17 protein-coding genes are annotated in these 23,106 nt (G+C 44.2%); 7 read left to right on the top strand and 10 right to left on the bottom strand.

All coding sequences use genetic code 11. The annotated features are described in order from the left end of the window. From JGK22_RS25710 to JGK22_RS25700, 3 genes are all read left to right on the top strand, one after another. On the top strand, window positions 1-1,441 hold a 1,441-nt coding region (locus JGK22_RS25710; protein ID WP_293197707.1), incomplete at its 5' end, for an MBOAT family O-acyltransferase. A gap of 203 nt (window positions 1,442-1,644) precedes the next feature. Beyond that, window positions 1,645-2,619: a DUF459 domain-containing protein gene (locus JGK22_RS25705; protein WP_293207828.1), complete on the top strand. Its 975-nt coding sequence runs from the start codon at window positions 1,645-1,647 to the stop codon at window positions 2,617-2,619. A gap of 557 nt (window positions 2,620-3,176) precedes the next feature. Then, window positions 3,177-4,949 carry a hypothetical protein gene (locus tag JGK22_RS25700; RefSeq protein WP_293177537.1) on the top strand — a complete coding sequence of 591 codons (1,773 nt, stop codon included), beginning with the start codon at window positions 3,177-3,179 and terminating at the stop codon, window positions 4,947-4,949. Window positions 4,950-5,277: 328 nt separating this feature from the next. Here the strand turns inward: JGK22_RS25700 and gloA are convergent, their stop codons facing one another. From gloA to JGK22_RS25680, 4 genes are all read right to left on the bottom strand, one after another. Next, window positions 5,278-5,706: a lactoylglutathione lyase gene (gene gloA, locus JGK22_RS25695; RefSeq protein WP_293177534.1), complete on the bottom strand. Its 429-nt coding sequence runs from the start codon at window positions 5,704-5,706 to the stop codon at window positions 5,278-5,280. A 197-nt stretch (window positions 5,707-5,903) separates the two neighbouring features. Next, the gene (locus tag JGK22_RS25690; protein WP_293177530.1) at window positions 5,904-6,131 is read right to left on the bottom strand and encodes a hypothetical protein; all 228 of its coding nucleotides are present in this window, start codon (window positions 6,129-6,131) and stop codon (window positions 5,904-5,906) included. Between the two features lie 19 nt (window positions 6,132-6,150). Then, window positions 6,151-8,400 carry a heavy metal translocating P-type ATPase gene (locus JGK22_RS25685; protein ID WP_293190045.1) on the bottom strand — a complete coding sequence of 750 codons (2,250 nt, stop codon included), beginning with the start codon at window positions 8,398-8,400 and terminating at the stop codon, window positions 6,151-6,153. A 419-nt stretch (window positions 8,401-8,819) separates the two neighbouring features. After that, the gene (locus JGK22_RS25680) at window positions 8,820-9,014 is read right to left on the bottom strand and encodes a heavy-metal-associated domain-containing protein (RefSeq protein WP_293219128.1); all 195 of its coding nucleotides are present in this window, start codon (window positions 9,012-9,014) and stop codon (window positions 8,820-8,822) included. A gap of 506 nt (window positions 9,015-9,520) precedes the next feature. Between JGK22_RS25680 and JGK22_RS25675 the strand changes: the two genes are divergently transcribed. After that, window positions 9,521-10,240, top strand: a complete 720-nt coding sequence (locus JGK22_RS25675) for a DUF305 domain-containing protein (RefSeq protein ID WP_293314064.1) — start codon at window positions 9,521-9,523, stop codon at window positions 10,238-10,240. A 312-nt stretch (window positions 10,241-10,552) separates the two neighbouring features. Further along, window positions 10,553-11,134, top strand: a complete 582-nt coding sequence (locus tag JGK22_RS25670) for an HAD family hydrolase (protein ID WP_293177521.1) — start codon at window positions 10,553-10,555, stop codon at window positions 11,132-11,134. Window positions 11,135-11,308: 174 nt separating this feature from the next. Here the strand turns inward: JGK22_RS25670 and JGK22_RS25665 are convergent, their stop codons facing one another. From JGK22_RS25665 to ftsH2, 6 genes are all read right to left on the bottom strand, one after another. Beyond that, a complete protein-coding gene (locus JGK22_RS25665; RefSeq protein WP_293177519.1) occupies window positions 11,309-12,538 on the bottom strand; it encodes an ATP-binding protein in 1,230 nt (409 codons plus the stop codon). A 9-nt stretch (window positions 12,539-12,547) separates the two neighbouring features. Further along, window positions 12,548-16,252, bottom strand: a complete 3,705-nt coding sequence (locus JGK22_RS25660) for a PAS domain S-box protein (protein WP_293207826.1) — start codon at window positions 16,250-16,252, stop codon at window positions 12,548-12,550. A gap of 145 nt (window positions 16,253-16,397) precedes the next feature. Further along, window positions 16,398-16,550: a hypothetical protein gene (locus tag JGK22_RS25655; protein ID WP_293225127.1), complete on the bottom strand. Its 153-nt coding sequence runs from the start codon at window positions 16,548-16,550 to the stop codon at window positions 16,398-16,400. Between the two features lie 96 nt (window positions 16,551-16,646). Then, window positions 16,647-17,936, bottom strand: a complete 1,290-nt coding sequence (locus JGK22_RS25650; RefSeq protein WP_293177513.1) for an aminopeptidase P N-terminal domain-containing protein — start codon at window positions 17,934-17,936, stop codon at window positions 16,647-16,649. 214 nt (window positions 17,937-18,150) lie between these two features. Continuing rightward, window positions 18,151-18,552, bottom strand: coding sequence for a hypothetical protein (locus JGK22_RS25645; protein WP_293190049.1), 402 nt, complete (start codon window positions 18,550-18,552; stop codon window positions 18,151-18,153). A gap of 190 nt (window positions 18,553-18,742) precedes the next feature. Then, window positions 18,743-20,629, bottom strand: coding sequence for an ATP-dependent zinc metalloprotease FtsH2 (ftsH2, locus tag JGK22_RS25640; protein WP_293177509.1), 1,887 nt, complete (start codon window positions 20,627-20,629; stop codon window positions 18,743-18,745). Window positions 20,630-20,950: 321 nt separating this feature from the next. On the opposite strand from ftsH2, the gene JGK22_RS25635 reads away from it, so the two are divergent. After that, window positions 20,951-22,033: a ParM/StbA family protein gene (locus JGK22_RS25635; protein ID WP_293155295.1), complete on the top strand. Its 1,083-nt coding sequence runs from the start codon at window positions 20,951-20,953 to the stop codon at window positions 22,031-22,033. A gap of 20 nt (window positions 22,034-22,053) precedes the next feature. Further along, window positions 22,054-22,569 (top strand): hypothetical protein, encoded by a 516-nt coding sequence (locus tag JGK22_RS25630; protein WP_293177507.1) that lies wholly within the window; start codon window positions 22,054-22,056, stop codon window positions 22,567-22,569. The last annotated feature ends 537 nt before the right edge of the window (window positions 22,570-23,106 follow it).

Raw genomic sequence — 23,106 nt, 5'->3', positions numbered from 1 at the left:
TAAAAATTTTACTTTATTGACATCTATGTTATTTCCTACTTACCAATTTTTAGTATTTTTCCTAATTATTTTTAGCGCCATCCTCTCCTTAAAGCCCAAAGTTGATTTGTATAAAATTGTCTTGCTAATTTCCAGTTTATTATTTTATTCTTTTTGGAGCTTAGACTTTCTCGGACTCCTGATTTTAAGTACAGTATACAATTATATCATTCTCCGAGCAGTCGATCGCGGCAAACAGCCAAAACTTGCCTTCATCTTCGGCATAATTGTCAACATTGTCAATCTCGGCATCTTTAAATATTGCAACTTCTTTGTAACCTCCTTATTTGAGGTACTAAACCAGCTCAAAATTCCCGCCAATTTTCAAATATTACAAATAATCGCCCCCGTCGGCATATCATTCTACACATTTAGAATAATTTCTCATTTAATCGACTGCTACCAACAAAAAATTTCCTGTCCTAAATTTATAGACTACGCCACCTACATTACCTACTTTCCCCAAATTGCCTCCGGCCCAATCTCCCGCCCTCACGAATTTTATACGCAGCTAAATTCACCAAGTAAATATGACTATAAAATCGAAGAAGTTATCGTTTTGATTTTGTCTGGACTCTTCAAAAAATATACTTTAGCGAGCTTTTTGTTTAATTTCACTCAACTACCATTCAAAGTCCCCCAGCAGTACAGCAGCATAGATTTAATCCTCGCGGCAATTTCCTATTCTTGTTTGATTTACGTAGATTTCAGCGGTTACTCGGATTTAGCTAACGGTATCTCTTGCTTGCTGGGTTTCAAACCGATCGCCAATTTCAATATGCCATACCGATCGCTCAGCCTGCAAGAATTTTGGAAAAGGTGGCACATCAGTCTTTCGGAGTGGTTGAGGGATTACCTTTACTTTCCCTTAGGTGGCAATAAATACGGCAAATTGCGGAAGTACGTAAATTTACTGATAACAATGGCGATCGGCGGATTTTGGCACGGCGCAGGATTAAACTTTATTTTCTGGGGAACAATCCACGGTTTAGGACTGATTGTCAACCATCTATGTAAAGATATTCCCCAAGCTATCCATCTCAAATTAGACTACGCCTTTCCGAGATTTGCCAAATTTTGCAGTTGGTTGTTAACCTTTACCTTTGTTACCTGTAGCTGGGTATTTTTCGGCACACCCAACTGGAAAACTGCGATCGGGTTTTTTCAAGGAATCTTTCGTTTTTCTGCTGCAACTGTTCAATTCAACTTTTGGCAATTGTATCTAGTAATTGCAGTCATTGGCGCAATCAACCTGTGGGGCGAGATCATTTCCCAAGTATTGCAAACAATATTGTCATTAAACAACCTATTCTTTCGGGTTGTCTTAGTTTCCCTGCTCGTGTATGCTATCTTAATGCTAGGCCCAAGTACCGTCCCACCTTTTATTTACTTTAACTTCTAATAAACAAGTATAGCCTTTCGAGTTCTCATATGAGGTACTCATGGGCATAGGGCATAGGGCATAGGGCATAGGACATAGGGCATAGGGCATACCTGGCTTTTTTGAGAACCGCTATATAAATCACAAAAAAGACTTTTTTTTATCTTATTACGTTCTTTCTCCTTCCTTTATGATGACAAATAACAAATAACAAATAACTTCTTATGAAAGACCGAGAAATTTTGTTGATAGTTACCTCTGTAATTCTCACCTTAATATTTTCCAACTTATCCTTATTTGTGAAAAGCTTTTCTTCAACTCCTTTAGCCAGTACCGAAATCAAACAAGCAGCGCGCCAGATCGAAATAGACGGCTTCAGGAAATCCGAACAAGATTTTTGGAGCAAAATCAAAGATATTAACTTCGATAGCATTTCCAAGAAGCCCGACAAAATTCCGGTCAAAACCGCAACAAAATCGGCAGTCATCCTCCCAAAGCCTGCCAAGAAACCCACTCCATCCAAACCAAAACTAACCGTATCTTATCGCAAATTTTTATTTATTGGAGATTCCGTAATGTTCGATTTAGGAACTCAACTCCAGTACACTCTTAAAGAAAAATACAATATCTCAAATACCAAAATCGACTACAAAGTATCGAGCGGATTAAATCGGATAGATTATTATGACTGGTACGCCAGAACCAGTGAAATTATCCAGGATTATGGGCCAGATGTAGTGATAATTTTGTTCGGAGGTAATGACACTCAAGATATCACCGATAACCAAGGAAAATATCGGGCTATTCTGACCCCAGAATGGCAAAAAGCTTATCAAGCAAGAGTAGATAAATATGCCAAATTACTTGGCTCTTCCACCGTAAAAAAAGTGTATTGGATAGGTCAATCGATATCTAACAAATCTTCGTATCTCAAAGCTTTTCCCATCATGAACGACATCTATAAAAATGCCAGCAAGTCTTCATCAAAAATAGAATTTATTTCTACTTGGGATGCTTTTGCTGAAGCAGGGAATTTTGTCCCCGTAGTTGCTGACAAATCCGGCAAGCGAGGTTATGTAAAAATTAATGATGGCGTGCACTTTACCTCCCACGGAGCTCAAATTATCAGCGACGTAATCGTTGACAAAATGGCGAAGGACAAAATTTTAAAACTCCCGAAAAAGAAAGAAGCATCCTAGGTTGATTCGAGTCAAAAAAAATAGCCTGCAAATTAGACATCTTATCGGATTCGTGTAAAATTATATACTGAGGATCGCGAATTAAATAATTTACACATATTTGTGGGATGGGCGGGAGAGCCCGTCCCGAAAAGACGGGCTCTCCCGCCCATCCCACAAGAATAATAAAAATTGTAAGTTATTTAATTCTCATTCCTTAGTCGCCGACAGATATTTGCCTTGCTCAACCCGGTTGCTACGGAAAATATCGGTTTTATTAACCATACGGTTGAGTTAATACTGTCGAGCCTTCGGAGATCCTCGCATCGCCCTGATAGTTAGGAGACTTGAAGAACTCTTTTATTCCCCTTATTCAGGCATAGGGGGTATCAGCCTTCACTGAACTCGATCGCATGAAAGCAACCAACCAGAAATATACTCGTGAAATTTGATACCCAGCTTACCTATGTGTCAACTGCGTTCGGGACTAATATTGACAAAAAGCAGCAGTAGATGTAGAGTTGCATTCAGCATCGGACAACGACGTTAAGATCTAGCAATTGTCATGGCGACAAATTATGACAAGCAATCTCTGGAAACTCGATCGCACTAGCATCCCTGAGTCAATGGAGTGCAGCGACACAGCGCTCATCTTCAGTCTCACCAAATATACTCAACCTTGGGAAAGAATAAACACCGTTGAAGGCATCTTGCAACAATGCGGAATCGCTCCTTTTGCTGAAGTTCTGGACGTACCCAAAAGCGGAATATTAGGGCAAGATATACCAGAATCCGCTAGAAAACCGCATCCAAATTTGCTGTTTCGGGCTTTGGCAATTCAAGCATTGGGCAAGGTGCGAGAGGGTATTATATCAAGTGAGGAACCTGTATCAAGTGATTTTAGCGAAAATAAGCTAGCGGTGTTGGAACAGGAAGCGCTAGGGGGAGCGACTCCTTTAATTCGGTGGTGTGCTGCTGTTAGCATTCAGTCAATTTTGTTGGATGAATGGCAAGCACAAGGCAAGGAATCTGCTGGCCATGTCACAATTAATGCAGCAGAAATTGAGCAGCGGGTTGTAGAAGAGCAAATTAAACTGTTAGCCAGCAATAAATTTGCTTTGAACGACAACAGCAGAATGGACAGCGGTAAGGAATATGAGAATTGTCTCGATTTTTGGGTCTACGGCCCTAGCTGGCTGCTGCTGGGTGTGTTAATGGATTGCGAGGAATATCTGTTTTGGGTCGATCGCGTATTTCCTGCGATCGCAGTTACGGATGATGGGTACAAATTTCATGCCGAAAAGGATGCAGCCATCACCAACTTTTTGGATGTGGCGAAAAATAATTTTAAGGAGTGGGAATTCTCCCAAATAGTTGCCAAAGTTTTTGAGTTTCTGCACCACCCGGAGGCGGCGATCAAAAATCGAGCGGCAATTATGTTAGAACCTTACCAAGATCGGCTAGACCGAAAATCGGCGCAAATTATGACAGCGCTCCTATATAAATTTCATGTAGAACATCAGTCTTTAGAATCTCTGACCATTCCCGAAATTGAGGAGTGCAAAGCGTCACTGTATCTAGATAAAAAGGAAATTGACGGCGTGTATTCTGAGGCTGTGTCGCTGTGCGACGATGATATCGCAATGGCAAATTTCTTGTCAGATAAACAGAGGGAATACCAAAATGCTGTAGACGAGCATATTCACAATTTGAGCAAGTTAGTTAAGTCGATCCTAGATTGTCAGAGCTTGTTAGATGCGAATAGGGAACTTTTGTATTTGACAGTAGAGCGGCTGCAAGAATGGGATCAGACCCTTGGTAATAAACTGGCTGAACACCGCAGGAAACTCCAAAACGTGAGTGTTGACAAAAGCACGTCCGAGCAGTGCATAAACCTCGACAACGATTTGAATTTAATCAGAGATTCTTTGCAGTCTACTTTGTATGAAGTCACATCAAAAATTAACAGCAAAATTAGAGATTTAGAACTTTCGGCGTCCAAAAATAACAAGACTGCAACACAGATGTTTAAGTGGACGTGGCTATTGTTAGGAGTGTGGTTTTCAATAGGGCTAGTTTTGTATTTATCCGATGCAGTGATTAACTCGATATTGACCGTCAACTACTACCAAAGTGAATTTCTAGTCTATTGGACTATGTTTTTTATTGTGATGGTGGTATTTTTGTTAGTATTAGCTATATTCTTTGCGACGCTCGCTGCCTTAGACAAGCGCCGAGAATCTAAATTAATTCCTAAATTTGACAGTTTAAGCCAAATAGGGAACAGTTTTTCTATTTTGTGGCAAAAGAGTTACTTGCAGCAATTTGTACCGTCAGTGCGATCGAATTAAAAGTGTGGAAAACCCCTTCGCATTCTGTCAGTAGCAGGGCGGTTTTATTGTCGTCAGACAAATTAGGTACGTAGTTGCGCTTCAGCGCTCTTGGGTACGTAGTTGCGCTTCAGCGCTCAAATTAGGTACGTAGTTGCGCTTCAGCGCTCTTCCCTAATATTATAAAGAGCGCTGAAGCGCAACTACGTACCTTGGCCGGTGCGAGCCGCTCTTTGAAAGCAGACTTGAATTGCCAAAGTTATTTTAATCAAATTGTGGGACAGGCTAGAAGCCCATCCCACAAGAAAAAACAATTGTGGGATGGGCTTCTAGCCTGTCCTAGCGAAGACTAAGATGCAGTCGCCGCACTTACTTTCTGACTGCTGCTACCTTGATTTTTCAGTTGAATTAATTCAACTTTATATCCATCTGGATCTTGGACAAAAGCGATGACTGTTGAACCGTGCTTCATCGGGCCGGGTTCGCGAATAACTTTGCCGCCGCGGGCTTTAATTGCTTCGCAAGTACCGTAAATGTCGTCAACGCCGATCGCAATATGACCGTAAGCATCACCCAAATTGTACTCGGCGACGCCCCAGTTGTAAGTTAATTCCAAAACTGTAGTGTCGGATTCGTCGCCGTAGCCCACAAAAGCCAGAGTAAATTTACCGTCTGGATAGTCCTTTTGTCGCAGCAATCTCATCCCCAGAACCTCGGTGTAAAATTTGAGGGACTCTTCCAGGTTTCCGACTCGGAGCATCGTGTGTAGTAGTTGCATTTAGCTCACTCCAAATTTTTTAAGCTTTCTTAATTTTACCGAGTTCTTGGTGGAAAAAACCGCAACGGCCAAATTTACTTTGTTTTAGGTAAATCCACCTAATAAAACGTAAAATACGGCTCGCTAAAAAGCTTGCTGTGTATCTCTTCTTCCTTCTTCCTTCTTCCTTCTTCCTTCTTCCTTCTTCCTTCTTCCTTCTAAGCTTGATTTTTACTGAACAAAAACCACCATAATTCTAAACCAATTAAGCTCAATCCGCCTGCTGTTATGCCAATTTTTAAACTTATCGGTTGTTCTATTTGCCGAAATTGAGCAGTTGAATTTGCAGGATGAGTTGATATTTGATTGGCTCGAACTCCCGATGCAAGTCCGAGCATAATTCCTAAACCTGCGAGACTTCCTAAAACTTGACGCTGGCTAAACATTTCTCAAATCCCTCTTAAATTATGCAATAACTTTCACTTTAAAATTCCGCAACCGCAAAGCATTAGTCACTACCGAAAGCGAACTAAAAGCCATTGCTGCACCAGCGATAATCGGATTGAGCAACCAGCCAAAAATCGGGTACAAAATGCCAGCGGCGATCGGGATACCCGCGATGTTGTAAATAAAGGCAAAAAACAGATTTTCGCGGATGTTCCGCATCGTGGCGCGGGAAAGTTGAATTGCTGTAACTATGCCTTGCAAATCGCCGGAAATTAAGGTAATGTCGCTGGCTGCGATCGCCACATCAGTGCCGGTACCGATCGCAATTCCCACATCCGAAGCGGCCAAAGCAGGAGCATCGTTAATCCCGTCTCCCACCATCGCTACAATTTTGCCTTCTCCTTGCAGCGCTTGGATTTGAGCTGCTTTTTGGTCGGGTCTAACTTCGGCAAAAATCCGAGTAATTCCTACCGATTGGGCGATCGACTCCGCAGTCGCGCGGTTATCCCCAGTCAGCATGGCCACCTCCAAACCGAGTTTTTGCAGCGCTTTCACCGATCGCGCCGACGAAGGTTTCAGAGCATCCGCAATGGCCAGAATTGCCTCAATTTTGCCCTCTACAGCCATCCAAACCACCGTTTTGCTCGCAGCTTCAAAAGCTCGCGCGCGCAGCTCCAGATATTCAGTATCGCAGCCTAGTTCCTGCATCCACCTGAGGCTTCCCAGGGCGATCGACTTTCCCCCCGAAACCCCTCGCACGCCGCTCCCCACCACAGCCTCAAAATCCTGAATATCTGTCAACTTCACCTCTTGAGATTGAGCGTATTTAACCACAGCTTCCCCTACAGGATGCTCCGAATTTCGCTCTACAGACGCCGCCAATTGCAGCAACTTTAACTCATTGCTCTGGGCCGTTCCTTTAATTGTCACAAAATCAGTAACAGTCGGCTTACCTTCCGTAAGCGTTCCAGTTTTATCTAACACAATAATTTGAATTTTGTGAGCCAATTCTAAACTATCGGCTCCTTTAATTAAAATTCCATTTTCTGCACCTTTACCCGTGCCAACCATCACAGCAGTCGGAGTCGCCAAACCCAAAGCACAGGGACAGGCAATAATCAGCACTTCCACCATTGTCACCGTCGCCAAAGTGAAGTTACCCATCGCGTTAAACCAAATAATAAAAGTAGCTAAAGCGATGGCAATTACTACAGGAACAAACCAGCCCGTCACTTGGTCTGCTAACTTTTGAATCGGTGCTTTTGAAGCTTGGGCATCCTGCACCATCTTGACAATTTGAGCTAAAAATGTATCTTTGCCAACTCTGGTAGCGCGAAACCGAAAGCTGCCTGTTTTGTTAATTGTCGCTCCAATAACTTCATCGCCAAGTTGTTTTTTAACAGCCAAACTTTCCCCCGTAACCATTGCTTCATCTACCGTCGAAGCACCTTCAATCACTTCTCCGTCAACGGGGATTTGCTCGCCCGGACGCACCTGCACAATGTCACCAATTGCCACTTGGGCGATGGGTACTTCTAACTCTTCTCCGTTGCGAACGATCCGAGCAGTTTTTGCTTGCAAACCCATGAGTTTGCGAATTGCTTCCGAAGTCTCTCCCTTCGCTCTATTTTCGAGGTTTTTTCCCAACAAAATTAACGCTATCACGCTGGTGGCAACTTCGTAGTAAACGCTAGGATTCAAACCTTGCGAGGTAAATAAACCGGGCAAAAATGTCACAAATACCGAATAAAAGTAAGCAGCACTTGTCCCCAAAGCAATCAGGGTATCCATTGTGGCGACGCGCCGTTTTAACGATTTCCAAGCCCCCACATAAAACGATTTACCGCACCAAAACTGTACTGGTGATGTCAGCACTAATTGCAACCAAAAATTGTGCAGCCATGCGGGAATGAATGGCAGGTGCCAGCCTGTCATGGTTGGAATGCCGCCCAAAACCAGTATAATGCTGATGCTGCCTGCGATCCAGAGTTTTCGCTGCAAGTTTTGAGATGCGGATTTGCGATCGGCTTTTTCTGCATCATCCTCTGCCATTTCTTGCAGGGGCAAAGCTTCGTATCCCGCTGCATCAACAGCTTCTTGAATGATTGTTAAGTTGGTTTGCTTCGAGTCATATTGGATGGTTGCTTGTTCCATGCCAAAATTGACGCTGCACTCAATTACGCCGGGGACAGATTTAATTGCTTGTTCGATAGAGGAAGCACAAGCAGCACAACTCATGCCCCGCAATTTAAGTGTGAGATTGTCCATAAATGCCCTCCTAAATTAGAAAATGAGCTTCTGGGTTCAAATAATCCCAAAAAACGGGTGCATCTGGGTTTGGCGAATACATCCGTAGGGGCGAAGCATGACCGCAGAAAATATGGGATGATAACTGATAATTTATATGCGGTCATGCTTCGCCCTCTTCAAAAACCAGATGCACCCCAAAAAACGGATACAAGCGGCCGCAGGGCTGTAGTAGAGAATCAAAAAAATGAGACTCTTATTCAATCTCCCAGATTCATCTGTAGAGTAATATTATGTCCTGTAAATTACCATAATAAAAACGGTTTGTAGTGAGGACTTCAGTCCTCATAATTCAGAGGACTGAAGTCCTCACTACAAACAAATCTTATCATGGTCGTTCTCTGCGGACATGATATAAATCTAAAATCTAAAATCTAAAATCAACTGGCTGGATAGCCAGCAGATGCGATCGCTTTTCTAACTTCAGTTTCCGGCTTAGCCGTTTGAATCGCGACCAATTTTGTCTTGATATCTGCCTCAACAGCAGCGCCTGAGTCAATAGCTTGGACTGCTTTTGTGATTGTATTCACACAAGCCGAACAAGCCATTTTGGGAATTTTTAGCTCTAAAGTCATAATTGTGGAACCTCAGCAGAAACTACTTTGCTTCGGGTGCAGCGACCTGTGCAAGGCAAATATGTTTGTAGGGGCGAAGCATGACCGCAGTGAAAATAAGATTATAACTAATAACTTGTATGCGGTCATGCTTCGCCCTCTTCAAAAGTGAAATGCACCCGAAGCTTCATAGATGAATTAACTCCATTGTAAAGTCTCCAGTTAGCAGGAGAGTCAAGGGGAAATTCCAAATTAATTATTAAGTTTTAGTGAAACTCATCCTTTATCTAATTGATGGCACGGCAAGATTTATTTACCAGAAAGAATCGGTTGAAAGCCCCAAGCTTTTTTGGGAGAAATTAAAATCAGACTATTCATTACTCCAATCCTCTTCCTTCTAGGTAAAGGTCGCTGTCAACTGTCAACTGTCAACTGTCAACTGACAACTTGGACTCAAGAATTTCATGCCAATTTCATTTATATGTGAGAAACTGAATAAACCTGGGAGTTTTAAGGATATAAAATCTATGAAACCAATTTCATTAAAAACAGGCTTGGCAGCGCTAATCTTGACCGCCACAGCCACCGCAACCAGCGGAATTCTAGCAGCTTGTTCAAAATCTCCTACCAGCCCAAATCAAGCCCCAAATGTTACCGCAACAACCCAAGCCAACAACAAGCAAGACGCGGCACAAAGTGGCGGCATGGGTGGTATGAATCATGGCATGAATCACAATATGTCAATGGATTTAGGCCCGGCTGATGCCGACTACGATTTGCGATTTATTGATGGCATGACAGTACACCATCAAGGTGCTGTAAACATGGCGAAAGAGGTGCTCAACAAGTCAAAGCGCCCGGAAATGAAAAAACTAGCTAATAACATTATTGCCGCTCAAAACCGCGAAATCAATCAAATGAAAGAGTGGCGAAAAACTTGGTATGCCAAAGCCGACAGTACGCCAATGGCTTATCACGCTCAAATGAATCACATGATGCCAATGACTCCCGAACAAATGCAAGCCATGATGATGAGCATGGATTTAGGAGCGGCTGATGCTGAATTTGACCTGCGATTTCTGAATGCGATGATTCCCCACCACGAAGGAGCTTTAGTGATGGCTGAAGATGCGTTGCAGAAGTCGAAACGGCCGGAAATGAAGAAATTATCTCAAGAGATTCTGACTTCGCAAAAGCAAGAGATTGAGGAAATGAAACAGTGGCGCCAAGCTTGGTACAAAAAGTAGTGACGGGGCGGATAAATTAATTGCAATAGACTTCTTGCAAAAATAGTTAGGACGCTGCTCTGAGCAACCTCCCAAAAAAATCTTTTTTCTTGTGGGATGGGCTTCTAGCCCGTCCCAAAATTTGATTAAAAGGACTTTTGTAATCTTGTCTAATATCTGTAGATACTGTCTTGATTTTTTAGGGTAGCTAGAGTATAATTGGAGTCGCACGGCTTTGGGGATTTTAGAAATGCAAAAAGCCTTCCATCCCGAATTATTTGATCGCTACTCCTTGACAGTTCCAGACAGTATCTACAATCCGATCGCAATTCTATGAAACGAGCAGTATTTCTCGACCGCGATGGCGTTCTCAATATCGAAGCTGGCTACATTCACAAACTAGAAGATTTGCATTTAATCCCCGGCATAGCTGAAGCTGTACGCCGTTTAAATGACAGACAAATATTTTGCTGTTTGGTTTCCAATCAATCGGGGCCGGCGAGGGGTTATTATCCTGTGGCCCACGTAGAAAATTTGCACAAACGCCTGTGTTTGTTACTAGAAAATGAAGCCGGAGCGAGGTTAGATGCTCTTTATTATTGTCCTTACTTGAGTGCAGCAGAAGGCGGAACAAATCCAGAATTTACCCGGTACACGACTTGGCGAAAACCGAATACGGGGATGTTGGTAGCGGCGGCTTGGGAACACGATTTGGATTTGGCGAATAGTTTTATGGTGGGGGATAAAGCGACGGATGTCGATATGGCTCACAATGCCGGTTGTACTGGTATTTTGGTGCAGACTGGTTACGGGGAAAGCGTGTTGAGTGGCGAGTATCAGCACCATACTAAACCTGATTTTATTGCTGCAAATTTAGCTGCGGGGGTTGAGTGGATTTTGCAACATTTTGATTAGTGGCATCGGAATTGATATTACCCACAGCGGTGGGTGAGCACAGTTGAACCACGTCTGACACGGCACTGCCGTGTCCCTACAATAAATGCTTGCGATGGTTACATCTCTCATCAAGGGTTCATGATTATTTTGGGGTAGGAAAACGGCATTGCCGTGTCCTCCGTTACCTGGCATTTAAGTCTTTGACAATTCAGCCTTAGAGGAAAGGGCTACGTAAGGAAGCGCGACTGTAAAGGTAGTACCAACGCCGATTTTGCTTTCGCAGGCGATCGCACCTCCTTGCAAATCCACAGCTTTTTTAACAATCGTCAATCCCAAACCGTTACCTTTAATCTTTCCACTATTCTTGCAACGGTAAAACATTTCAAATATTTTCCCTACTTCGGTTTCTGGGATGCCCATACCTTCGTCTCGGATGCGAATAATTAGTAAAGGAGAGTTAATATTTTTAAATGGGGAATTGGCAAACAAAGACTGAGTAGACAAGCAGAAAATAGCTTCTTTGTCTCCCTCGCCTGGTTGACGGCATTCCAATTCTAAGGTTATTTGCCCGCCGTCGGGAGAATATTTTATGGCGTTGACGATTAAGTTAGAAATAATGCCGTGCAGCAATTGTTGATCTAACATCGCGCTGGTAACGGCAGACGGGCTGAATCTTAGTTTGTGTTTGGCTTCATGTCCTAACTGCAATTGATCCAGCAAATCTTGACAAAATTCGAGTAAATTTATCGGTAATGGATTGCATTTGAGTCTCCCTGCTTCTGCTCGGCCCATGAACAGCATATCCTCGATTAGCTGGTTCATCTTTTGGGTAGCTGAGTGCACTAGGCGCAGGGTTTTGACTTGAGATTCGTCACTGCTGCGAGTGCGATCGAGTTCTAGGAGCTCGGCAGAGATTAAAATCGTGTTCAGCGGGTTCCGCAATTCGTGGGCAGCCATTGATATATACTGGTTTTGGCGGTGCGCTTTTTCTTCCACCGACTCTCTGGCTGCTTCCGAAGCTTTGAGAGCTGCTCGCATTTTGGTTTCGATTTCGTGCCTGTGGAGCGCAATCTCGATCGCCACCCGCAAATCATTTTGTTGAAATGGTTTGATAATGTAGCCGAATGGGTCTGTAATTTTCGCTCTTTGCATCGTTTTATCGTCGGCATAAGCTGTTAAAAATACTGTAGGTATATCTATCTTATTTCTAATTTTTTCTGCGGCTGTCACGCCGTCCATCTCACCTTTAAGCACGATATCCATCAGCACTAAATCTGGCGGACTTTCGTCTACTTTTTCTAGAGCTTCTTCTCCTGAAGCAACAATAGCTGTTACTGCATAACCCAGCTTTTTTAATCTGCCTGCTATGTCCTGAGCTACAATTATTTCATCTTCTACTACCAATATTTTTATAGGATTCATATTTTTTTCTTAAATGCGACGCCGATAATTTAACTCAAGGAAAGTAATATGGTAACAAGTTCCGCACTCAGTGTCAATAACCAGATTTCCTTCTAATTGCTGAGTTAACATCCGCACTAATCGCAATCCTAATGTTTCGCTACTTTCCACATCAAAGTCCGCCGGAAATCCGCTGCCGTCGTCTTGAATACTTAAATGAAATTCTGGGAAATTACTTTCATTAAAATTAATACTAATTTCTCCCGATAAACTTTGACCAAAAGCATACTTTAAGGAGTTTGAAACCAGTTCATTAATGATTAAACCGCAAGGAATTGCCGTTTCTATATTTAAATATATGGAATCAACATTGAGATTGAATTTGATAGAAGTGTTACCACAACCAAAAGATTGATACAAATTAGCAATCAAGTTTTCAACGTAAGGGGGGAGGTGGATTCGATCGATATTTTCCGATTGATAAAGTTGCTCGTGAATCAGAGCCATTGAATGGATGCGGGTTTGGCTTTCTTCAAATAAAGCAAGCGTCGGTTCGTCTTCAATGTATTGAGCTTGAAGTTGCAGCAGGCTGGAAACTACCTGCATATTATTTTTGACTCGGTGGTGAATTTCTTTGAGCAATACTTCTTTTTCGCGGAGTGCCGCTTGGATGCGGGCCTCGGTCAATTTGCGATCGCTAATATCTTCGCAAATACCCGCCAGCCGATAAATTTTGCCCGCTTCGTCATAAATGGGAAAAGCTCGATCGCACACCCAGCGAATTGTGCCGTCAGGCAGTACAATCCGATATTCGATACTGGTGAACTCGCCCTGCAACACTTGCGGAAGTCCCTCTTGCAGCAAATGTATATCCTCTGGATGCACCCACTCCATCCATTTTATCGGCTCGGCATACAATTCTTCGCGACTGCGCCCCCAGATTTGTTCGTAAGCTGGGCTCAGATATAATAAATCGGTAAAATCAGCAGAAACTAGCCAGAAGGAATCTTGGATATTTTCTGCAAGCTGGCGGAAGCGTTCTTCACTTTCACGGATCGCTTTTTCTGCCTGTTTTGCTTGGCTGATATCTTCTGCAATCCCAACAACGCGGTAAATTTCACCACCTTGATTTCTAATCGGAAAAGCCCGATCGCGAATCCAGCGAATTTCGCCGTCCGGCCTGACAATGCGATACTCAATCTCGTCTTCAGCTAGAACTTGTTTAGTGAATGTAGCAATCACCCGAGCGCGATCTTCTGGATGGAGTGACTCTGCAAAAAAGCGCCCGCAAGCATACAAATCAGCACTGCTTCTCCCCCAAATTTTTTCGTAACCCGGACTGACATAAATAAATTCTTGGGGGTGAACGCCTACCATCCAAAACACGCTTTCAATATTTTCTGCTAGCTGTCGAAACCTTTCTTCGCTTTCCTTCAGTGCTGCTTCAGCTTTTTTGCGATCGCTAATATCTTCTATGACTGCTACATTGTAAATTGCTCCGCTCAACGGTTCTTGGACGAGGGAAACAGTGATATTTACCCAAATTAAAGAACCATCTTGGCAAACCAAGCGTTTTTCCATGTTAAAACAGTCAATTTCCCGGTCAAACAATCTGTTATTTTTTTCCCTGTCCGGCTCTAGATCTTCACAGTAACTGACATCCATCCAAGTTCCGCACAGCAACTCTTCCGCAGTATATCCCAAAATATTACAGAACTTTTGGTTGACTCGCAAATAGCGACCATTTTTATCGCAATGAGTAATGCCGACTGCTGCTTGTTCGACGGTTGCGCGAAAACGTTCTTCGCTATCTCTAAGGGCAGCTTCTGCTTTTTTGCGATCGCTAATATCGCGCTGCACCCCAAAATACCCGGCAATTCTGCCCTGGGAATCGTTAATGCAAATATAATCGCCTTCCACCCAAATTAGCTCACCATCAAACTTGCGATTGTCATTTTCGATGTGAATTCTGCCAGCATCAAAAAATTGCCTAATAATTTCTCTGTCACCAGCCAAGTTGTGGAACAAGAAAGAGTTAAGCGTCACGCCAATAAACTCTTCCCTAGTAGCTCCGTATTGAGCGATCAAAGCATCATTTGCCTTCGTTACCCGCCCGTTAGAAAATACGTAATCCAAAACTTTTTCTTTGTCAGAGGTATCGTCCCAGTACACTGGTTCGTCCAGCATCATAAAGAAAAAACCATCTAAAGATTGAGAAAAAAACAATTCTAGCTGTTCCTGACTTTCCCGCAAAAATTCTTCGGTACGCCAGCGATCGATAATTTCTTCCCGCAAGTGTTGGTTAGCTATTCTTAAATCTTCAGTACGCTTGTGATATTTTATTTCTAGCTCATTTTTAAGGCGTTGCAGCACGAATTCTGACTGTTTTTTTTCTGTAATATCTTGAGTAACTACCATGCCTGCAAAAATTTCTGCCTGGTCGTTTTTGACTGGAGAAACTGTTGTTGAATAAAATCGATCGCGATATTTATATTCAAAATTATTCTCTTCTCCTGCTAAAGCTGCGCGATATTTGGTCTCAAAAAAATCCAAATCTTCTGGCGGCGATATTTCCGACAAGGTTTTGCCTTCCACCAGTTCTTTGGACAAACCAACTACTGCCAAACCTTGACCGTCAACCAAAATATAGCGCAAATCAGAATCGAACAAAAATACCGATCCATTCGGATAATGCTTGATCAGAGTTCGGTACATTTCCTGGCTTTTTTCAAGAGATGCGATTAACTCAATTCGCTCTAGGGCAACTCGCTTGTGTTCAGTAATATCTATAACAATACCGAGAGTTTGTTTCGGCGAACCGTCAGAGTTTCTCAAGAAAACAATATCTCTGCCCATAAACCAGCGCCATTCACCCCGAGCATTTCTCAGCCTGTACTCGCACTCAAATATTTCGCCGTCCTTGAGTGTTGATATTTTTGCTTGGATTTCCGGGATTTTTAGCAAATCATCGGGGTGCATAATTGTGGGAAAAAGTGCGTCTCCTAACTGTTGAACTTGTTCGGAGGAATAGCCGAGAATTTGGTTAACTTGGTTGTTGGTATAAATATTTCGATTTTCAGTAATATCGTAAATGTACGCAAGGCCTGGAAGTGCTTCGGTTATACTGTGAATAAACTTTTGATTTTCTCGGAGAGCGGCATCTGCCTCAATTCGCTCGGTGATATCTTGGGCAACTCCGACTATTTGTTTTGGCCTGCCGTCAGGAGTGCGAGAAAAAATTGCGTGCCGATCGTGAAACCACCGCAATTCGCCGCTAGGGTGCTGAATTCGGTACTCTGTTTCCAGGATTTCTCCATCTTTAGCTACGGCTATTTCTGTTTCGACATGAACGCTAAGTTTCTCTATATCTTCAGCATAAACTAGCAAAGAAAGGGCATCGTTTCCCATTTCCTGAACTTGTGCCGCCGTGCAACCATAAAACTCGGCGATGTAGCGATTTCCATAGAGATTGCGGTTTTCTATGAGGTCGTAAATGTATAAAACACCGGGGGTAGTATCAGCCACCCTTTGCATAAATTCTTGATTTTGTCGGAAAGAAGCTTCTGTTTGAGTTAGCTCAATGATATCTCTTTTCAGTTGTGCTTCTAATTTGCGCCGCAATTCTATTTCTTCCTGCAAATTCTCTTCGAGTTGCCGAATTTTTTCTTTTTGCTCTGCGACTAGCGCTTCGCAGGTGGTGAGGGCGCGATCGATCTCTGTGGGCTCACTACACATAGTAAGTTATTAATTTGCAGTTGCGGACTATAGTTGTGTCTAGCCTAACATTAGAAGGCTCCAGTCTTGACTGCAAACTAGCACCATTTCACACAAAATTTACAAATATATTAAGTTTTGCCCAGAAAATGCCTGCTGATTGAGATTATTCCCATTTTCTGCCTTCTTCGCTTTGTGAAATTGAAATGTGAAATTGACCGCAGCCAGACAAAAAATTTATTACCTTCTGCTTTGTTACCAGAAAGAATTGGTTGAAAGCCTCTGGGTTTGGCGTAGAAATTAAAAGAAGACGATTCATTACTCCCATCCTCGGACTGACCGGAAGAGGTCGCCCTCAAGCGGTCAACTGTCAACTGTCAACTGTCAACTGTCAACTGTTGAAACATAGCGGCTTTCATTTCGGAACTCCGGCGGTCAAAACTTCATGACTGTCAATTGTCACCAAAACATCATCTTCAATTCTCACACCTATACCGCGCCATTTTTCAGGAACCTCCGGCTGTCCTTCAACGGGTTTAATATAAGGAGAAATATAAATCCCCGGTTCCACCGTCAGAACTTGTCCTGCTTGCAAAAGTTGCGGATTTTCGCCGTACTGATAAACACCGACATCGTGCACGTCCAATCCCAGCCAGTGACCAGTGCGGTGCATATAAAATGGCTTGTATTTCTCCTCTTTAATTATCTCTTCAATGTCGCCCACCAAAAGTTTTAAATCCATTAAACCTTCCACCAAAACGCGCACTGCGGTTTCGTGAATTTTGCTGTAAGGATTTCCCGGATATACTTGACTAATTGCTTGGGTTTGTGCTTGCAAAACTAAGTCGTAAATTATCTGTTGTTCGGCGGTGAATTTGCCGCTGACGGGAAAGGTGCGAGTAATGTCGGCATTGTAGTAGCCGCAAGCACAACCGGCATCTATTAGCAGCAAATCATTTTCCTGCATTTGGCGGTTGTTTTCGATGTAGTGGAGGACGCAGGAATTGTAACCGGATGCAACAATTGAAGGGTAGGCGGGGGTGCCGCCGTTCATGCCGAAAATATGTTCTATTTCTGCTTGAATTTCGTATTCGTATCTGCCTGGTTTGGCAAATTCTCGGGCGCGGTTGTGGGCGGTAACTGAGATATTAGCTGCTTTTCGCATTAATGCTAATTCTGTTTGGCTTTTTACCAGCCGCATCGGGTGTAATATGATGTTGGAATCTTCGATCGCAGTGGGGCCTGTACCGCGTTTGGGGTAAGTTCGCATCAAGCTTTGCCAGTGGTTGAGGACTGTTTGGTCGAAATTGCGATCGCGCCCGAAGTGATAATATATGCGATCGGCTTTTTCTAAATATTTCGGTAGTTTTTCGGCAAGTTCGGCGATCGGAAACGCTTCATCGGCGCCGTACAAGGCTTTGGCGCCTTCAATTCCAGCGCGATAACCGTGCCAAGTTTCTTTTTCCAAGTCTTTTGGCTGCACAAACAAAACAAATTTGTGTTCTTCGTGGTGTGGTGCGAGCACTGCTACCGCCGCAGCTTCGTTGAAACCAGTTAAATAGAAAAAATCGCTATCTTGTCGGTAGGCGTATTCAACATCGTTGTGCATGACGGCTGCGGGCGCGCTGCGAAATATTGCTGTCCCGCTGCCAATTTTTGCCATTAACTGTTCGCGTCTTTGCCGGTATTCGATGGGGTTGGTCATCCGATTTTAGATTTTAGATTTTAGATTTTAGATTGCAGCCTACACAAGTATAGGGTGCGCGGTTAACTAGCCGTAGGGTGCGTCAGGGGGGAGAATTTTTGAGTAGGTACAAAACATATTCAGCCCCCTGACGCACCCTACAATAATTACTATTCATTACTCTAATCTTCTTCCTTCCAGGTAGAGGTCGCTATCCCCGGTCAACTGTCAACTGTCAACTGTCAACAGTCAACTGACAAGTATAGTCAACCATCCGAGACAAAGATGAGTTGCGATCGACTAAAGTCCACCTCGGATCGAAATTTGACCAATTTTCGCCATCTTGGCTCACTCTGACAGTTCTAAACTCTCGCTGCTTGCAGTTAACTTCCATCTGCACCCGCATTTTCTCGTTACTAAACTGCTGAGTTCCTAAAACTGTTCTGACAGGATAAGAGGGAGCACCGGGAAAATTGGATTTACTTAATTTTACGCTGCTGGGGTCAATGCAAATATCTACAAAACATCTTAATTTTTCGGCGCGGGCGCTCAAAGTATTGAGGGGAATAAAAATTAAAGTAGCTAGAAACAAGCTTGACAAATTATTGATTTTATGGGTGACAAATTTATTGTTCATCTGGGTTAATTTACGTTAATCTACTGTTGCTATTTTACAAACAAACTCGGCGGTTGAAACCGCTGCTACACAAACAAAACCCGCCTGCGCGGGTTGAATTTCTTCAGTCCGCGGAGGCGGACTTTGTTTGTGCGATCGTAAACTCAGCGAATTCTATTCGCCCTGAATATTTTCCGTGAAGATTAGCTTTTTAAAGCTGAGGAACGTATTGTTCTTTTTCAGGAACAAAAGTGTATTCAGAGACGATTAGGCGCAACTCTTCGCCGTCGATGGTTTCTTTTTCGATTAACAAATCGACTAAACGATCGACTACGGTACGATTGTCGCGAATAATTTGGCGCGCTTCGTCATAACAGCGATCGACAATCGATCGAACTTGTCCATCAATGCGAGAGGCAATTTCTTCGGAATATTCCGATCGCGCCGTGTAGTCACGGCCGAGGAAAATTTCGCTTTGTTGAGCTTCCAGGGCGATCGGGCCCAAGGTAGACATCCCGTAGCGAGTAACCATTTGGCGCGCCATACCGCTGACTTGCTGCAAGTCGTTGCCGGCACCGGTGGTAACTTCAGCGTCGCCGAAAACTACTTCTTCGGCTGCGCGGCCGCCCAATGCACCGCTAATCCGGGCTAGGATTTGGGATCTCGAAATCAAACCTTGGTCTTCGCTGGGCATAAACCAAGTTAAGCCGCGGGCTTGTCCGCGAGGAACTAAGGTAACTTTTTGTACGGGATCGTGGGCTTGAATGACTGTACCGACGATCGCGTGGCCGATTTCGTGGTAAGCAATCAAACGCTTACTCTTGCTGTCTACCAGCGGTGTACCTTCCATACCTGCGACGACGCGATCGACTGCATCGTCAATTTCCAGCATCGTAATCGCATCTTTGCGCCGTCTTGCTGTCAAAATGGCAGCTTCGTTGAGCAAGTTAGCCAAATCAGCACCGGTAAAACCGGGAGTGCGGCGGGCGATCGCATCCAAAGAAATCTCCTCAGACAGCTTCTTGTTGCGCGCGTGAACTTCAAGAATTTCCAACCTGCCCTTGATATCCGGTGTATCAACGCTAACTTGGCGGTCAAAACGTCCCGGACGTAGCAACGCCGAGTCGAGCACGTCAGGGCGGTTCGTAGCAGCAATGATGATGATGCCTGTATTGCCCTCAAAACCGTCCATTTCGGTCAGCAACTGGTTCAGGGTTTGTTCCCGTTCATCGTTACCGCCACCGATACCGGCGCCGCGCTGGCGGCCCACTGCATCGATTTCATCGATAAAAATTATACAAGGAGCATTTTCTTTAGCTTTCTTGAACAAGTCGCGGACGCGGGATGCGCCAACACCGACAAACATTTCGACAAATTCTGAACCGGAGATGCTGAAGAAAGGGACGGCGGCTTCACCTGCGATCGCTTTTGCCAGCATGGTTTTGCCGGTTCCGGGAGGGCCTACTAGCAGCACGCCTTTCGGAATCTTGGCGCCGACTGCGGTGAAGCGTTCGGGTTTTTTGAGGAAAGTCACGACTTCGGCAAGTTCTTCTTTGGCTTCTTCTACGCCTGCTACGTCGTCGAACAGTACGCCTGTTTTAGCTTCCATTTGAAAGCGTGCTTTGGATTTGCCAAAATTCATGGCTTGGCCTGGGCCCCCCGGCACGTTGCCGCCGCGGCGGAACAGGAAGAACAGCCCTCCTACTAATAAGAGAGGAAATACTAGATTGCCTAACACTCCCCAGATGGCGCCGTCGTTGCGGAGGGGGTGAGTGTCGAAGCTAATTTTGGAATCTCTGAGTCTAGAAACGAGTTCAGGAGCATTTGACGGCAAGTCTACCCGCCACCGCTGCTCGTGATTGTCCAGTTCGGGATCGACGGCTAGGATGATCGCAGTGCGGCCTCCGTCGTATAAATCAACACTGGTCACTCGATCGGCGTTTAAGTAATCTAAGAATCTACCGTAGCTCAGGCGGGTGCTGGCGGTGTTCTTGCTCATTTCTGCCGGGGACGCGGCGAAGGCTCCCTGCCACAGGAAAAAGCCGATGACTAGGGCGGGTAAAGTCCAAAGTAGTATAGTTTGCCAAGAAATTTTCATAAATGCGGGTGCCTTGAATTGGGGATAGATCGGGTAAGCTGGCGGTCTCGGATTAGTGTGACAAAAGTTTACACTCAGAATCTTTACTAAATTTAACTTAACAATGCACGATCGGGCAAGATGCCGGCGATCGTCGCGATCGAGAAAAAGTTAGCTTAGTTACGGTAAGGGCGATCGTCCCGAATATAATGTTTGGTGCTGATTTCAATACCGATCTAGGTAGAGTTAGAAGAATCGCCTCAAAACCCACTGTCTTTAAGCGCGGCAGTGTCCAGGGATAAGGCATGATAATGGTGAGGCTCAGTGAGGTAACACATTTCAATGACAACTAGACAGCTTGTTCCTAATTCGGCTATGCTGACGCAGCAGACTAAGATCGCTTCTCACAAATCGATTATTAGTGCTGATTTGGGTCGTACAGCAACTAAAGCTTGCGTGAGTCGCAACCCAAATGGTGTTGTTTTCATCCCTGCCAACGTGGCTACTATGCCCGTGGAAAAGGTGCGGGGCGGCAGCTTTGAGTCAAAAGCAACAGACCCTCTGTTGGATATGTGGCTGGAGCACCAGGGCAAGGGGTACGCCATCGGCCAACTGGCCGCTGACTTTGGCGCTAATCTCGGTGGGGCTGACCAGTCGAAAGTAGTAGATGCTTTGGTTAAGGTTTTTTCCTGTGCTGGATATTTCCAGATGAAGGGCGAAATGGCAGTAGTGCTGGGTTTGCCTTTTTATTCGCAGGATCAGTTTGAGAAAGAAAAGGAAGAGATTATCAGCCAACTGCGCTCTCCCCACGTTGTGGTATACCGCGGCGAGCGTTTGGAAATTGATATTCGCCACGTTTGGGTGATGCCGGAAGGATTCGGCAGCCTGATTTGGTGCGAAGCTCAAGACAACAAGGAGTTTACGCCGGAGTTGCCGGAACTGTCGGTGGCTGTGGTCGATATCGGACACCAAACTACCGATTTGTTAATGGTCGATCGTTTCCGGTTCGCCCGAGCGGCTTCTAAGAGCGATTCCTTCGCCATGAACAAATTCTACGAACAAGTTGCCTCAAAAATTCCGGGGGCAGACCCTCAATCCCTGTCTTTATTGGAAGGGGTGAACAAACCCGAAGGGCAGCGTTTCTACCGTCCTAGAGGAGCGACTAAGCCGACTAATTTAGATCCGATTATTAAGGATTTGCGGGAGGCTTTCGCTAACGAACTGTCCGAACGTTTGGTACAGTGGTTGCCGGAACGGGTGACGGACGTAGTTCTGACTGGCGGTGGCGGCGAATTTTTCTGGGAGGTACTCCAACCTTTGCTGAAAGACGCCAATCTTAAGGCTCACTTGGCTCAGCCTTCTCGGAAAGCTAATGCTTTGGGACAGTTTATTTATGCTGAGGCTCAGCTAGCCACGATAAAGTAACGCATTAAGGCTTGAACCCTATGGCACTGTGGGCAAAAAATAAGGCGAATTTCTCGGTGGCGTTTACGGAAGATGCTGCCGATCAAACTTTGCTGGCGGCTATTGAAAAAGAGTTGGCTTTTACGAAGTATCAGACTTTCAGCAATCTCTGCAAGCAAGCTTTGTGGCAGTTTTTGTCTGTATCTGAGTCTGCTAGCTCTACAGATAGCTCTGAGCGGTTGGAACAGCGTATTGCTGAACTTGCGGTCAGATTTGCTGAGTTTGAGCGCAATGTTTCTGCTGAGGAATTAAGCCGTTTGGAAGGACTGGAACATCACCTGAGTCAATTGGGCGCGCAGTTGGATCAGTTGCAGGGGAGTGTTGACAGTAAGTTTGCTCAAGTTTCTTTTGCCCAAGTTTCAAAAGTAGTAGAGCCTGATCCGATCGAGTCTGAGTCTGTAGCGAATGATACAGTTTCTGATGCTGAGGTTCCTCCTCGTCGGGAGTCCGATCCTTTATTGGAGCGTTTAAGTTCTTTGTTACCGCAAGATTTCTAGAATGAGGTAGAGCAAGGCTAAAAAGCCTTGAGATGTGATGTTAGTGGCCCGCTGTTGGCAGCAGGTACTGAATAAATAAACAAAGCGATCGCTCTTTTGAAAAAAAGGGCGATCGCTTTGTTATTAGTTATTGGTTATTAGTTATTAGTTATTAGTTATTGGTTATTAGTTATTGGTTATTTGTTATTTGCTGTTGGTTATTTGTTATTTGCTGTTGGTTATTGGTTATTTGCTGTTGGTTGTTGGTTGTTGGTTATTGGTTATTTGCTGTTGGTTATTGGTTATTGGTTATTTGTTATTGGTTATTTGCTGTTGGTTATTGGTTATTTGTTATTTGTTATTGTTATTTGTTATTAGTGCGAGCGTCCCCGCTCGCGTATTGTACAATACGCGAGCGGGGACGCTCGCACTATACATAAATGCAAAACTGAGATGCTCACATTCCCAATTCCCAATTCCCAATTCCCAATTCCCAATTCCCAATTCCCAATTCCCAATTCCCAATTCCCAATTCCCAATTCCCAATTCCCAATTCCC

Origin of the sequence: Microcoleus sp. PH2017_08_TRC_O_A (assembly GCF_020738665.1) — a bacterium.
GTDB lineage: Bacteria > Cyanobacteriota > Cyanobacteriia > Cyanobacteriales > Microcoleaceae > Microcoleus.
Note: the sequence above shows the minus strand (reverse complement) of the source record. Positions and strands in the feature narration are given on the sequence as shown.

What these genes read in the sequence shown, in the direction of transcription:
- JGK22_RS25655 (WP_293225127.1), bottom strand. Translation starts at nt 16,550, where the DNA reads ATGAATCGTCTTCTTTTAATTTCTACGCCAAACCCAGAGGCTTTCAAC.
- JGK22_RS25690 (WP_293177530.1), bottom strand. Translation starts at nt 6,131, where the DNA reads ATGTTTAGCCAGCGTCAAGTTTTAGGAAGTCTCGCAGGTTTAGGAATT.
- ftsH2 (WP_293177509.1), bottom strand. Translation starts at nt 20,629, where the DNA reads ATGAAAATTTCTTGGCAAACTATACTACTTTGGACTTTACCCGCCCTA.
- JGK22_RS25685 (WP_293190045.1), bottom strand. Translation starts at nt 8,400, where the DNA reads ATGGACAATCTCACACTTAAATTGCGGGGCATGAGTTGTGCTGCTTGT.
- JGK22_RS25645 (WP_293190049.1), bottom strand. Translation starts at nt 18,552, where the DNA reads ATGAACAATAAATTTGTCACCCATAAAATCAATAATTTGTCAAGCTTG.
- gloA (WP_293177534.1), bottom strand. Translation starts at nt 5,706, where the DNA reads ATGCAACTACTACACACGATGCTCCGAGTCGGAAACCTGGAAGAGTCC.
- JGK22_RS25635 (WP_293155295.1), top strand. Translation starts at nt 20,951, where the DNA reads ATGACAACTAGACAGCTTGTTCCTAATTCGGCTATGCTGACGCAGCAG.
- JGK22_RS25675 (WP_293314064.1), top strand. Translation starts at nt 9,521, where the DNA reads ATGAAACCAATTTCATTAAAAACAGGCTTGGCAGCGCTAATCTTGACC.
- JGK22_RS25660 (WP_293207826.1), bottom strand. Translation starts at nt 16,252, where the DNA reads ATGTGTAGTGAGCCCACAGAGATCGATCGCGCCCTCACCACCTGCGAA.
- JGK22_RS25680 (WP_293219128.1), bottom strand. Translation starts at nt 9,014, where the DNA reads ATGACTTTAGAGCTAAAAATTCCCAAAATGGCTTGTTCGGCTTGTGTG.
- JGK22_RS25705 (WP_293207828.1), top strand. Translation starts at nt 1,645, where the DNA reads ATGAAAGACCGAGAAATTTTGTTGATAGTTACCTCTGTAATTCTCACC.
- JGK22_RS25665 (WP_293177519.1), bottom strand. Translation starts at nt 12,538, where the DNA reads ATGAATCCTATAAAAATATTGGTAGTAGAAGATGAAATAATTGTAGCT.
- JGK22_RS25670 (WP_293177521.1), top strand. Translation starts at nt 10,553, where the DNA reads ATGAAACGAGCAGTATTTCTCGACCGCGATGGCGTTCTCAATATCGAA.
- JGK22_RS25630 (WP_293177507.1), top strand. Translation starts at nt 22,054, where the DNA reads ATGGCACTGTGGGCAAAAAATAAGGCGAATTTCTCGGTGGCGTTTACG.
- JGK22_RS25650 (WP_293177513.1), bottom strand. Translation starts at nt 17,936, where the DNA reads ATGACCAACCCCATCGAATACCGGCAAAGACGCGAACAGTTAATGGCA.
- JGK22_RS25700 (WP_293177537.1), top strand. Translation starts at nt 3,177, where the DNA reads ATGACAAGCAATCTCTGGAAACTCGATCGCACTAGCATCCCTGAGTCA.